The sequence below is a fragment of the Streptomyces sp. NPDC052721 genome (genome assembly GCF_040678315.1).
Lineage (GTDB): Bacteria > Actinomycetota > Actinomycetes > Streptomycetales > Streptomycetaceae > Streptomyces.
Map to the genome: position 1 here is coordinate 74,801 of NZ_JBFATL010000016.1, position 12,574 is coordinate 87,374.

Annotated in this window: 13 protein-coding genes; 5 read left to right on the forward strand and 8 right to left on the reverse strand. The window is 73.4% G+C overall.

Annotation, left to right across the window (positions count from 1 at the left end; translation table 11 throughout):
• The first annotated feature begins 183 nt into the window (after positions 1-183).
• Genes AB0L21_RS17645 through AB0L21_RS17655 form a run of 3 tightly spaced genes read left to right on the forward strand, consistent with a single transcriptional unit; the run spans position 184 to position 1,873 of the window.
• The gene (locus AB0L21_RS17645; protein ID WP_365705822.1) at positions 184-870 is read left to right on the forward strand and encodes a hypothetical protein; all 687 of its coding nucleotides are present in this window, start codon (positions 184-186) and stop codon (positions 868-870) included.
• Positions 867-1,145 (forward strand): BON domain-containing protein, encoded by a 279-nt coding sequence (locus AB0L21_RS17650; protein ID WP_365705824.1) that lies wholly within the window; start codon positions 867-869, stop codon positions 1,143-1,145. The genes AB0L21_RS17645 and AB0L21_RS17650 overlap by 4 nt, the downstream gene beginning before the upstream one ends.
• On the forward strand, positions 1,142-1,873 hold the full coding sequence (locus AB0L21_RS17655) for a metallophosphoesterase (protein ID WP_365705826.1): 732 nt from the start codon (positions 1,142-1,144) through the stop codon (positions 1,871-1,873). The genes AB0L21_RS17650 and AB0L21_RS17655 overlap by 4 nt, the downstream gene beginning before the upstream one ends.
• Positions 1,874-2,008: 135 nt before the next feature.
• Here the strand turns inward: AB0L21_RS17655 and AB0L21_RS17660 are convergent, their stop codons facing one another.
• On the reverse strand, positions 2,009-3,343 hold the full coding sequence (locus AB0L21_RS17660; RefSeq protein ID WP_365784912.1) for an MFS transporter: 1,335 nt from the start codon (positions 3,341-3,343) through the stop codon (positions 2,009-2,011).
• Between the two features lie 285 nt (positions 3,344-3,628).
• Between AB0L21_RS17660 and AB0L21_RS17665 the strand changes: the two genes are divergently transcribed.
• Positions 3,629-3,964, forward strand: coding sequence for a DUF6343 family protein (locus AB0L21_RS17665; RefSeq protein ID WP_365784914.1), 336 nt, complete (start codon positions 3,629-3,631; stop codon positions 3,962-3,964).
• A gap of 184 nt (positions 3,965-4,148) precedes the next feature.
• Here AB0L21_RS17665 and AB0L21_RS17670 read toward each other — a convergent pair whose 3' ends face one another.
• The 7 genes from AB0L21_RS17670 to AB0L21_RS17700 form a co-directional block, all read right to left on the reverse strand.
• Positions 4,149-5,138 carry an aldo/keto reductase gene (locus tag AB0L21_RS17670; RefSeq protein ID WP_365705832.1) on the reverse strand — a complete coding sequence of 330 codons (990 nt, stop codon included), beginning with the start codon at positions 5,136-5,138 and terminating at the stop codon, positions 4,149-4,151.
• Between the two features lie 242 nt (positions 5,139-5,380).
• Positions 5,381-6,607: a cytochrome P450 gene (locus tag AB0L21_RS17675; protein WP_365784916.1), complete on the reverse strand. Its 1,227-nt coding sequence runs from the start codon at positions 6,605-6,607 to the stop codon at positions 5,381-5,383.
• A gap of 107 nt (positions 6,608-6,714) precedes the next feature.
• A complete protein-coding gene (locus tag AB0L21_RS17680) occupies positions 6,715-7,926 on the reverse strand; it encodes a cytochrome P450 (RefSeq protein WP_365784918.1) in 1,212 nt (403 codons plus the stop codon).
• The gene (locus tag AB0L21_RS17685) at positions 7,923-8,516 is read right to left on the reverse strand and encodes an ATP/GTP-binding protein (RefSeq protein WP_365784920.1); all 594 of its coding nucleotides are present in this window, start codon (positions 8,514-8,516) and stop codon (positions 7,923-7,925) included. The genes AB0L21_RS17680 and AB0L21_RS17685 overlap by 4 nt, the downstream gene beginning before the upstream one ends.
• Positions 8,517-8,541: 25 nt before the next feature.
• On the reverse strand, positions 8,542-8,889 hold the full coding sequence (locus tag AB0L21_RS17690) for a DUF742 domain-containing protein (protein WP_365705840.1): 348 nt from the start codon (positions 8,887-8,889) through the stop codon (positions 8,542-8,544).
• A gap of 41 nt (positions 8,890-8,930) precedes the next feature.
• Positions 8,931-9,338 carry a roadblock/LC7 domain-containing protein gene (locus AB0L21_RS17695; RefSeq protein WP_365705842.1) on the reverse strand — a complete coding sequence of 136 codons (408 nt, stop codon included), beginning with the start codon at positions 9,336-9,338 and terminating at the stop codon, positions 8,931-8,933.
• The gene (locus AB0L21_RS17700) at positions 9,335-11,191 is read right to left on the reverse strand and encodes an ATP-binding protein (RefSeq protein ID WP_365784922.1); all 1,857 of its coding nucleotides are present in this window, start codon (positions 11,189-11,191) and stop codon (positions 9,335-9,337) included. The genes AB0L21_RS17695 and AB0L21_RS17700 overlap by 4 nt, the downstream gene beginning before the upstream one ends.
• Positions 11,192-11,584: 393 nt before the next feature.
• On the opposite strand from AB0L21_RS17700, the gene AB0L21_RS17705 reads away from it, so the two are divergent.
• Entirely contained in the window at positions 11,585-12,445 is an 861-nt protein-coding gene (locus AB0L21_RS17705) for a hypothetical protein (protein ID WP_365784924.1), read from the forward strand.
• Positions 12,446-12,574: the final 129 nt, after the last annotated feature.

A 12,574-nucleotide genomic window follows, 5' to 3' on the forward strand; every position in this document is an offset into this window, starting at 1 on the left:
CGCCGGCGGGCCGGGCCCGGCCAACCCCGCGCGCGGCCCCCGGCACTCCCGCACTCCGGCGCTCGGCATCGGAGGAGTGAACCCTTCCGGTGACGCCGTGTCGCCGGCGGTGCGCCGGGTACCCGTACCGACCCCGGGGCCGATCCGGCCGCCCCGGGACGCAGGGTGCCGAATGGAGAGGTCATGACGCACAACGGGGAGGACACCGCGCCCGTCCGGCGACCGGAGGTCACCGAACTCCGACTCGCCTCGGACGGGCCGGACCTGGAGTCCTCGTCCGCGCCGGATCCGGCGCAACTGCCGCACGATCGCAGCCAGGCGATCCTGGAGGCCGCCAAGGAGATCGGCGCACTCCTCAAACGCGCGGGCCACCCCTTCGCGCTCGCCGGGAGCGTGGCCGTCTACGCACACGGCGGCAGCCGCTACCTCCAGCACGACGCGGACTTCGCCATCCTGCCCGACGACGCCGAGGCGGTGGCCGCCACACTGCGAGAGGCCGGCCTGCCCGTGCGGACCCCACCGGAGGACTGGCTGGTGAAGACCACCTGCCACGGGCAGAACGTCGACATCATCTTCGCGCTGGCCCACCAGCCCGTCACCCGGGACATGCTCGACCGGGCCCACGTCCTGCCGGTCGACTCGGTGCTCATGCCGGTCCTGTCACCGACCGACCTGATCCGCAGCCTGATCAGCGCCTTCTCCGAGCACTACTGCGACTTCGGCTCGGTCCTGCCGGTGGCGCGCGCCGTCCGCGAGAAGGTCGACTGGGACGAGGTCCGCACGACCTGCGGCGACCAGCCCATGCCGGCCGCCTTCCTCTTCCTCCTCGAACGGCTGAACGTGATCGACGCCCAGGAGGGGCAGCCATGACCGACACCAGCCCGCCGCACCCGTCGGCGGCGGGGAGTTTCGACTACCGCGTCGCCCACCTCGCCGAGCACCTGGCCTCCGGAGACCTCGCGGAACTCGGCGTACGGCTCGAACTGCGCGGCGACGCCGTCCTGCTCACCGGCACCGTGCCGTCCACCCAGTGCCGGGACGACATCCTGCGCATGGCCCGCGAGGAACTGGCGGGGCACCCGGTCCACAGCGACCTGCTCATCGCCGGGACGTCCTCGCCCGACCACGGAGAGGACCTGACATGATCCGCGTCGCGGCCGTGGGCGACATCCACATGGGCCCCGAGAGCCAGGGCACCCTGCGGCCCTCCTTCGAGACACTGCCCGCGTGTGCCGACGTCCTGCTGCTCGCCGGCGACCTCACCCGCCACGGCACACCGGAGGAGGCCGCGATCGTCGCCCGGGAGATCAAGGACCTCGGGGTGCCCGTCGTCGCCGTACTCGGCAACCACGACCACCACGACGAGCGACCCGAGGAGGTCACCGCGATCCTCCGGGACGCGGGCGCGCACGTCCTCGAAGGGCAGGCGGCCGTCGTCACCGCCGACGGCGCCCGGATCGGGGTCGCCGGGACCAAGGGCTTCGGCGGCGGCTTCGTCGGCCGCTGCGCGGGGGAGTTCGGCGAACCGCTGATGAAGGAGTTCGTCCGTTACACCCGGCGGAGCGCCGACGCCCTGCACAGCGCCCTGAAGAACCTGAACGAGCGGGACTGCGACGTGCGGATCGCGCTGACCCACTTCTCGCCGGTGCCCGACACCCTGGCCGGGGAGCCGCTGGAGATCTACCCGTTCCTCGGCAGCTACCTGCTCGCGGAGGCCATCGACACCGGCGGCGCCGACCTCGCGGTGCACGGCCACGCCCACGCCGGCACCGAGCACGGCATGACCAGCGGGGGCGTCCGCGTACGCAACGTCGCCCAGCCGGTGATCGGCCAGGCGTTCCACGTGTACCACCTGCCGAGCCGCCACGGGTGACGGGGGCGGAGGCGGCGCCGGGGGTGGTCGTGTTCCGGCGGGGCCGGTGCCTCGCGGAGGTGTCGGCCGGGGATCACGCCCGGCGCGGCCGACCCCCGCACACCCCGGCGGGCCGCGCGGGTACCTCCCGGTGTGTCACGCCGCCGTGCTCAGCGCCTCGCGCCCGGTGACGTCGCCGTCCTTCGTGGGAAGCGTCAGCGGCACCGGTTCGCAGCGGCGGCGCAGCAGCAGGCCCGCGCCGATCGACCCGGCGATGAGCAGACCGCCGGCCACCAGCGCGCCGCGTGCGCCGGCCCACTCCATGAGCAGGCCCAGCAGCGGCGGGCCGCCGAGGCTCCACACCGTGCCGATGCTGCTCCACACGCCGAGCACCCGGCCCCGCAGACGCGGCGGCGGATCGGTTTGGAGCACGGCCGTACCGGCGGTGTCGGAGACGGACTCCACGATCGCCATCGGCAGTACCAGTACGAGCAGTACGGCCAGCGACGGCGACAGACCCGCCACCACCTGGAGCAGCGCGCCCGCCGCAGCCAGCAGACCCACGGTCCGCACGGACGGCCTGCGCAGCCGGGCGCCGAGGACCGCGCCGAGGATGCCGCCGACGGCGAGCACCGTGGACACCGTGCCGAACGCCCCGGCGCCGCCCGCCAGCGGTCCGGTGACGAGGACGGCGAGCGTCAGGCCGTAGTTGCGGCCGAAGACGGAGCTGAGCCCGGTGATGCCCGCGAGCGCGACCAGGCGGGGCCTGCGCGCGAAGAAGGACAGACCCTCCCGCACCGTCATCCCCGCGCGCGCCGGAACCGCCCGCGCACCGGCCGCGGGTTCCCCGGCGGCCCCGGGCGCCGGGCGCAGGAACGGCACCACCGAGGCAACGAACAGGAACGACAGCCCGTTCGCGGCGTACGCGGCGGACGTGCCGAGGACACCGACGGTGACCCCCGCCAGGGCCGTGCCGGCCAGCCGGCCCGCGCTATGCACCAGCGCGCCCACGCCGATCGCGGACGGCACGTCCTCCACCGGCACCAGATCATTGCCGAGCAGGGCACAGGCCGGTCCGTCGACGGTGGCGATGACGCCGGTCACGGCGGCCAGCACCAGCAGCGCCGTCATGTCGATCCGGTCCAGCGCCACGAGCGACGCCGTGGTGAAGGCGACCGCGCCGAGCAGGGCCTGGCTGACGGTGACCGTCAGCTTCCGGGGCCAGCGGTCCACGGCCGCGCCGCCGAGCAGGCTCACGAACAGCGCGGGCGCCGCCTGGACGGACATGGACAGACCGGTCGCCGCAGCCGAGCCCGTGATGTGCAGCACGAGCAGGTTCTGCACGGTGAGCTGCATCCACGTGCCGGCGTTGGAGACGAAGTTCGCGGCGGACCACCAGCGCATGCCCCGGTGCCGGAGGGAACGCCACGGCGAACGCGAGGCCGGGCCGGTGAGGGACGCTGACGGGGGCTGGGCAGGGTCAGAAGACACGACGGGGTACTCGACAACCGGAAACTCGGGGGAGACCGGCGAGCCCGTCGGGTCGGCAGCGCTGCACGGCCGGGGCTGCCTGGTCAGGGCGCCGACCATGGTGGCAGACGGGACGGCACGGTCGACGCCGCCGCGTCCGCCGGTGTCCGGTGACATCCGCCAAAGAGCCTCGGGCATACGGTGGTTGGGGCGCGCGTGGGGTTCCTCACAGGGCCGGTTTCAGCCCTGTCCGTCCAGGTACGCGAAGAGCGGCGGACCGAGCGGCCACGCCGGAGGAGGCACATCATGCGCCGGTACCAGCACGGACGGACGACGGCGCCGGTCTCCCGGCCACACTCAGGCGGGATCGGCCGCCGCTCTCCCCGCACCGGCACCGAACCGGCCACCGCGCGCAGCGCCCTGCGGCTGCGGCTGCTGCTCTCCGCCGTCTTCCTGCCCCTGTTCGCCGCGGCGACCGCCGGGTTCGCGGTGTGGGCCGCGCACGAGGGCCCGGGCGACAGCCCGGGCACCGGCCCGCTGACCATCCTCGCGGCGGTGTGCGGGCTCCTCGCACTGGCGGCGGCGCTGGACCTCGTGGTGGTGTCCGGGCGCGGCCGGCGGGAACGGGGCGCGGGACGGTGATCCGACCGAGGTCATCCCGGTACCGCGGCGCCGGAGACGGCTCAGCGCATCGACCACCTGGCCGTTGGGTTCGCGGACGAAGAACCGGCGTACGCCTCCCCAGGGGCGAACGGGACTACCGCCGCCCGGGCGCGGGCAACCACGAAACCCGCGGTCGACGCGCGGAGGCTCCCCACCCGGTGGTCTAGCGGTTGACGGCCCTCATCCCGGCCTCGTCGTACCGCTCACCCGCCGCCGCGGGCAGCTCCGCGTCGATACGGGCCAGGTCGTCCTCGGTCAGCTCTATGCCCACCGCGGCGGCGTTCTGCTCCAGGTAGGTGCGGCGCTTGGTGCCCGGGATCGGCACCAGGTCCTCGCCCTGGGCCAGCACCCAGGCGATGGCCAGCTGGGCCGGGGTCACGTCCTTCTCGGCGGCGATCTCCTTCACCTTCTGAGCCAGCCGCAGGTTCGCCTCCAGATTGGCGTCCGCGAAGCGCGGGTTCGTGCGCCGGAAGTCGTTCTCGTCCAGCTCGTCGGGCGAGGTGAAGCGGCCCGCGAGGAAACCCCGGCCGAGCGGCGAGTACGGCACGAAGCCGATGCCCAGCTCCCGGCAGGTGGGCAGCACCTCGGCCTCGACGTCCCGCGACCACAGCGAGTACTCGCTCTGCACCGCGGTGACCGGGTGGACGGCGTGCGCGCGCCGGATGGTCTCCGCGCTCGCCTCGCTCAGTCCGATGTACCGCACCTTGCCCTCGGCGACCAGCTCACCCAGCGCGCCGACCGTCTCCTCGATGGGCACGTTCGGGTCGACCCGGTGCTGGTAGTACAGGTCGATGTGGTCGGTGCCGAGCCGCTGGAGCGAGCCGTGCACCGAACTGCGCACGTGCTCGGCCGAGCCGTCCTGCCGGCCGACCGTGCTCATGTCGCCGGGGACGGCGTCGTCCATCCGGTAGTTGAACTTCGTGGCGATGACGTACTCGTCGCGGTGGCCCCTGATCGCCTCACCGACGAGCGACTCGTTGGTGAGCGGCCCGTAGACCTGCGCGGTGTCGAGGAAGTCGATGCCGAGTTCCAGGGCGCGCCGGATGGTCGCGATGCCCTCCTCCCGGTCGGCGGAGCCGTAGAAGGCGGACATCCCCATGCATCCGAGCCCGATGGCCGATACCTGGAGGTCCCGCAGCCTGCGCTTCTGCATGTGGGGTCACAGCCTTTCGTCATGCGTCGGTCGTTCCCCGGGCGCGAGGGTCTTCTTCCATCTAGCGACGGAATCCGGCACCCGGCATCCCGTGGGGGAACCGGGTGCGGGGCACGCGCACCGGCGCTCTGCGACGCTACGAGCTGGAGCGCTCTCGAAGTCAAGGGCCGGTTCGACGAAGGTGATGCCGTGGACGCCGACGCTGTAGACGGCAGTCCCGGAAAGCCGCGCCCCCCGCCACGTTACGGATTCAGCCGTACCGGCAGTTCGAACAGGTCGTTCTGGGTGACCACCGGCTTGTTGCGCAGCTCGGTCGCGGGGACCGCCAGGTCCAGGCCGGGGAAACGGGCGTACAGCGCGGGCAGGGCGACGCTCGCCTCCAGACGGGACAGGGCGGCGCCGGGGCAGACGTGCGGGCCGTGGCCGAAGGAGATGTGCCGGTTCTTCGTGTCGCGGGTGATGTCGAACTCTCCGGCGTCCGGGCCGTGGGCCCTCTCGTCCCGGCCTATCGCTCCGTACGACACGATCAGCGCGTCCCCGGCCGGGATCACCTTGTCGCCGACCGGCACGTCCTCGGTCGCGAAGCGGATCAGGACGTGGGAGGTGGGGGTGGAGTAGCGGAGCGTCTCCTCGATGACCGCGGACCAGTCGGCCCGGCCCGACAGCACCAGGGCGCGCTGCTCGGGATGGGTGGACAGATTGACGACGGCGTTGACGATCAGCGAGATCGTCGTCTCGTGGCCCGCCGCCACCATCAGCTGGAGGGTGGAGACGATCTCCTCGTCCGTGAGGTGGTCGCCGTCCTCCGAGGCGAGGATCAGCGCGCTGGTCAGGTCGTCGCCCGGCGCGGTCCGCTTGGCCGCCACCGTCCGCGCCATGATCTGCGCCAGCTCCGTGAGGGTGGCGACGACCTCCTCCGGCGGGGTCTGTGTGGAGAAGAACTTCTCGAACAGCACCTTCAGCCGGGGCAGCAGGCCCTCGTCGATGCCCATCAGGTCGGCGATGACGTACATGGGCAGCGGGTAGGCGAAGGCCGCCTTCAGATCGACGGTCCCGCCGTCCGCGGGTAGCGCGTCCAGCAGGTCCTGGGTGAGCTTCTCGATCCGCTCCCGCATCCGCTCCACCCGGCGCGGGGTGAGTGCCTGCGCGACCAGGGTGCGCAGCCGGCGGTGGTCGGCGCCGTCCACCGTGAGCATGGAGCGGCCCGGGTTGGCCAGACCGATCAGCGGCCAGTCCGCGGGTATCTCGCCGCGCCGCCACGCGCCCCAGACGTTGATGTCCTTCACCAGCCGCGGGTCGGTGAGCAGCGCCTTGGCCTCGGCGTGGTGGGTGACGGCCCACACCGGGACGCCGCCCGGAAGTTCGACGGCGGCGAGCGGGCCGGCCGCGCGCAGCGCCGCGCTCTCGGCGTCGAGGTCGGTGACGAAGGGATCGAGGGCGATGCGGGGTGCTTCGGTACCGGTCGTCATCGTGACGTGCCTCCCAGGGCAGGGGTCGGGTGCGGCGAGTACGGCGCCGGCCCGGGGACGGTCCCCGGACCGGCGGCGGATCAGCGGGTCGGCCGGGGCGACGCGGGTCAGCGGGCGGGTACGGGGGTGAACCGGACGGGCAGCCGGGTCAGTCCCCTCAGCCACGGCGAGGGCCGACGCGTGAGGGAGTCGGCGGGCACCGCCAGATCGATGTCCGGGAGCCGGTCCAGGACCACCTCGATACCGGTCCGCGCGACCACCTCGGCGATCTCCTGCGCGGGGAACGGGCAGCGGTGCTCGCCGTGACCGAAGGAGAAGTGCGCGTTGTTGCCGCCGGTCAGCGCGGAGGCGTCGGTCCGCACCTGCGGATCGGAGTTGGCGCCTTGCAGACCGAGCAGCAGCAGATCACCGGCCTTGACGCGCCGGCCGCCGAGGTGCGTGTCGCGGGCGGCCCAGCGGCCCGCCACGTTCTGCGTCGGCGTGTCCTCCCACAGCACCTCGTTCATCGCCTCGGCGACGCTGTTGCGCCCGCCGAACAGGGAGGCGGCGAACCGGTCGTCGGTCAGCATCAGCCGCAGCGAGTTGCCGATCCAGTCGGCGGTCGGCTGGTGCCCGGCCGCCATCATCACCATCAGGTCCTGCGCGATCTCCTCGTCGCTGAACCCGCTCTCGTCGGCGAGCATCCGGGAGACCACGTCGGCGGCCGGCTCCTTCTTCCGGTCGGCCAGCAACTGCCCCATGGACGCGGCCAGACGGGCCTGCCCGGCCAGCGCCCGCTCCCGCCCGTCGATCATGTCGTTGAGGGCCGTGACCAGCCCCGGACCGTCCTCGTCCGGGAAGCCGTACAGCCGGGCCAGGACGCGCACCGGCAGCAGCATCGCGTACTGCGCGACCAGATCGGCCTCGCCCGCCGCGCACAGCGCGTCGATCAGCTCGTCCGCGAACCGTTCGGCGTGCGCGCGCAGTTCGAACGGGTCCACCGCCTCCAGCGCGTTGCTGATCATCGCCACGCGCTGCCGGTGCCGTTCGCCGACCGTGTAGAGGATCGACGGCTGCTTGTGCCCGATCATCGGCAGCAGCGGCCAGTCCGCGGGGATGTTCTCCCACTGGTTCCACAGGTCCGAGTCCCGGCTGAACAGCACCGGGTCACCGGTGACCTGGTGCAGCTCGCGATAGCCCAGCACCAGCCAGGCGGGGATGTCGCCGTCGAGCAGCACCGGCACGACGGCGCCGTGGTCGCGCCGCATCTCCCGGTACAGACGGGCGGGTTCGGTCTGGAACCGCGGTCCGCTCAGCGGGACGGCGTCGGGCGTGGTCACACGAACTCCTGTCGGGGCAGGACCGCCCGCGCGGACGGGTCGGCGTACCGGTTCTTCACGTGCTGCACCAGGGTGATGAGCACCTGCTTGCCCGACTCCCGGGAGCGGGCGTCGCAGTCGACCAGCGGCACCTGCGGATCCAGGTCGAGGGCCTCGCGGACGTCCGCTCCGGCGCGGACGGGGCCGCCGAAGTCGTTGCAGGCCACGATGAACGGCGTGCCGTGGTGTTCCAGCCGGTCGATGGCGTACCAGGAGTCGTCGATGCGCCGGGTGTCCACCAGGACGACCGCGCCGAGCGTGCCGGAGAACAGCCGGTCCCACAGGAACCAGAACCGCTCCTGGCCCGGCGCGCCGAACAGGTACAGCACATTGCGGGTGTCCAGGGTGATCCGGCCGAAGTCGAAGGCGACCGTGGTGCCGGACTTGCCGCGCACCTGGCGGATGTCGTCCACCGTCGTACCGGCCTGCGTCATCGTCTCCTCGGTGTTGAGGGGACGGATCTCGCTGACCGAGTGGACCAGCGTGGTCTTGCCGACGCCGAAGCCGCCCACGACCACGATCTTGAAACCTTGGTCGGCGGAGGCACCCAACGGAATGCGCGCGTAAGCGCGCGCGTCAGAGGTTGCGGAGTCCAACGAGCACCTGCTCCAGGATGTCGGGATCGGTAATGGCCGGTCTGCGCGGATGCCGGGCGCTGACCCGGCCCGCCGCGAGCAGATCGCACAGCAGCACCTTGGTGATGCCCACGGGCAGCCGCAGTTCGGCGGCGATCTCCGCCACCGAGGCGGGGAACCGGGTCAGCTCCAGGATCGCCACGTGCTCCGACTGCATGCCGGCCGCCGGCTCCGACTCGGCGACCACGAGGGTGACCAGGTCGAAGGGGTTGTCGGCGCCGGTGCGGGTGCGTCCCTGGGTGATGGTGTACAGCCGGTCGGGGGCGTCGTCGCGGCCCGGACGGCTCATGCCCGGACGGTCCCTGTCCGACCGGTCCATGCCCGGTCGGCTCATGACGTGCGGGGCGGAGCGGTGAGGTGCTCGCCGAGCTGCTCCACCAACTCGCTCATGTTGTGCCCGATGACACCGGCGTCCGCGTCCTCCGTGGCGATCACGGCGAGATGGGCGCCGGCACCCGCCTCCACGATGAACAGCACACCGCCGTAGAACTCCGTCATCGCCGAGCGCACACCGCCGCTGCCGTCGCCGAACTCCACGGACGCGCCGTGCGACAGCGACTGGATGCCGGCGGCGATCGCGGCCAGCTGGTCGGCCTGGTCGACGCTCAGCTCCGGCGTACGGCACAGTTTCAGCCCGTCCCGGGACAGCACGAGCGCGTGCCGGGCACCCGGGGTCCTCTCCAGCAGGCCCTCCAGGAGCCAGGTGAGCTTGTCGTCGGTGGTGGTCGGGCCGGTCATGAGGTCGTGTCGCCTTCCGGGTACGCGTGCGGGTGAGAGGGGGCGGGGGAGCTGTGTTCGCCGGCGCCGTACGAGGAGTCGCCGGCCGGCACGCCGTCCGGCGGGGGGGTGACGGCTCGCTCGTCCGGCGCCGTGGTGTGCGAGGGGTGGGTGGTGCGGTGGTTCTGGGACTGGGCGGTGGTGGGGTCGGCCGGCGCGGGGCCGGGGCGGCGGGTGTCCGGTGCGGAGGGGCGTACCGCCTGACGGAAGCTGCTGAAGCGGGCGGCACGGGTCCTGCCCACGTCGGAGGCCGGGACGGCGCGGGGTACGTCGGCGTCCGGTGACGTGCGGTGTTCGGCGGCGGCCGGTGCGGTGTCGTGCTCGGCCGTGCCGGGCACGGTGCCGTGCCCGGCGGCGCTCGGCGCGGCGCGGCGCTCCGCGGTGTCCGGTGCGGTGTCGTGCTCGGCAGGGACCGGTGCGGAACGGGGTACGCCGGTGCCCGGCACGGTGCCGTGGTCCGAAGTCCCCCGGGCCGTACGGTCCTCGGGCATGCCCGGCGCCGTCCGGGCGCGTTCCGCTCGGGCGAGGGTGCGGCCCCGGCGGCGCCTGGGCAGGCCGGCCGGGCCCTCCTCCGGCGGTGTGGCGGGCGCGTGGACGACGGCGGTGTCCACGGCGGCCGGTGCCGGCGCGGACGGGCCGCTCTCCGGTCGTCGGGCCGCGGCGGCCGGCTCGGCGGGTGCGGGGCTGGTCAGGATCTCCTGCGGGATGAGCAGCAGCACGCCCGTACCGCCGCGCGCCGACGGCCGGAACGACACCGTCAGCCCGTGCTTGCGGGCCAGCCGGCCGACCACGGCGAGCCCGAGCCGGGTGCCGGTCAGACCGCCCAGCTCGGCGACGTCACCGGAGACCGCCCGCTCGGCGCGGCGCAGCTGCACCTCGCCCATCACCAGCCCGCTGTCCTCCACGGACACGATGACCCCGGCTGGCACCTCCTCCACGTAGACGTGGACCTCGGCGGTCGGCGGTGAGAAGTTGGCAGCGTTGTCAAGGAGTTCGGCGAGCGCGTGCATCACGCCCTCGGCGGCGTGCCCGGCGACGGCGGCCTCGCTGACCGAGTGCACCCGCACCCGCCGGTACCCGGCGATCCTCCCCATCGCGCCGCGCAGGATCGACTCCATCCCGATCGGCCGCGCCCACCGGCGGCCCGAACGCGCCCCGGTGAGCACGGCGATGGAGTCCGCGAGCCGGCCGGCCTGGGCGGTGCGGTGGTCGAGATGGAGCAGGTCGGCCAGCACCTCCTCGTCGGTGTGCCGGTCCTCCATCGCCCGCAGGTCGGCGAGGGTCGCCGTGGCGAGGGCCTGCATCCGGGCGGCGGCGTTGGAGGTCGCGGCGACCGCGGCGGCCCGCTCCCGCCGGGCCCGTTCCAACTCGCCGGTCAGACGGGCGTTCTCCTTCGCCAGCCGGTCCCGCTCCCGTGTGCTCTCCTCCTCCAGACGCGCGCGTTCGGCCGCGAACGACTCCGTGAACTCGGCGCGCTGCTGCGCGAGTTCGTCGATGAGCCGCTGCTGCTCCTGGCGCGCCTCCTCGGTCGTACGGGCCTGCTGCTGGAGCAGCCGTCCGATGTCCTGGGTGACGCTCTCCAGCCTGCGCCGGGTGCCGCGCGCGGTCCGCAGGGCGTGCGCGGCCGTGGCCACCGCCGCGCTGAGCACGACCGCCGCCGCGCCCGCGCCCGTGGCGAGCGGGGTGCGCACCGAGTCCGGCGCCGCCGCCACGGCCGCGCAGACCACGAGCGCCGACAGCACACCGGTTACGGTGAGGGCGGAGACGAACGTACGGAGGGAAGGTCGGTCGCCGGGATGCGTGGGCGCGGTCATCGGTCCGGTCTGATCCTTGCGGCGGAGACGGCAGGCTGGGGCGGGGCTGACAGGAACATCGGCTGGTGAGACGTGACACCGGTGATGAACCGGCGGTCACTATACGAGAGTTCGTGATCGAAACAGAAAGGTTCTGTGCCCCTTCGTGATCACGGCCCCGGGGAAGCCTGTATCTGAGGACGGTTCCGCGGGGGTGCCGGTTGCCTCCCGGCCCCTGGTTCGCGCGCCGTACGCCTGTGGGTCTTCCCACACCGGCGTGCCCTCGCGACGGATCTTGACGCCCGCCTCCCGGCTCGCTGGACTGCACGGAGAGGCGGATCGGACCGCCGGGAGCGAGGTGAAGGGGGCGGAGCGCGTGACGGGGGAGCCGACGGCGAGGGACTGCCGCGCCTCATGACCGCTGAAGGGCGCACGACGCGAGTCCGCCCGCTGCTCGCGCGGCTCGCCCGGTTCACCGGGCGGACGCTGTGCGGCGAGTGGCACGCCATCGTGGCCGACCCGGTGCGGCGGCTCGCGCGGCGCGGACTGTCCGGGCTGCTGCTGGCCTTCGTCGCCGCGTTCGGTGTCGTCTTCTTCCACGACATCGCCCAGCACCCCACGGGAGCGCTGTGGGTGGAGCGGCTCGGCGGGGTCCGGGCCGAACTGCCGCTGTGGCTGTCCCTGCTGCGCACCCCCGTGTCGCTGTACGTTCCGGCGCTCCACCTGCCGGTATGGGCGGGCATCACCCAGCTGTTCCTCGCCTTCGCCCTCGCCGAACTGACCCTCGGCCGGGCCCGGACCCTGGTGATCGCCTACGCCACCACCCTGGCCGGCACCCTCACCGCCCGCCTGATGATCGCGCTGGGGCCCGGCTGGTGGGGGTTCGGACTGCCGCCCGAGGCCGGGCAGGTGCTGGACACCGGGCCCTCCGCGGCCGTGGTCGGCCTCTTCACCTATCTCTCGGTGGTCCGGCGCGCGCCCGTGGTGTTCACGCTGACCGGCGGCTCGATGGTGTGGGAGTCCATCGCCGTCCCCAACCTGGCCGGCCGCGAGCATCTGATCGCGGTGGCCGCGGCGAGCGTCCTCGGTGTCCTGCACGGCCGGGGGGAGCGGATCCGCGCCGCCGTGCGGTCCCTACGGCCCGCGCGCCGACGGCCCCCGCACACACCCCCGCCCACCCCGACACCCCCCGCGCATGTCCCCGGCCCCACCCCGACGACCGACCGCCCCGGAAGTACCCACGCCAAGGTCTCAACGCCTTTCCTCGAACGCTAGTCCCGTCCGGCGGAAACGGCTCGCGCCGTCGCCTGCGGCGACCCCGTGCACGGTGCGGGGCGAGGTTCCAGGAAGACCGGCATCACTCTGCCACTGGCGGAACATCCCGGCTGCGCCCGCACGGCGGCG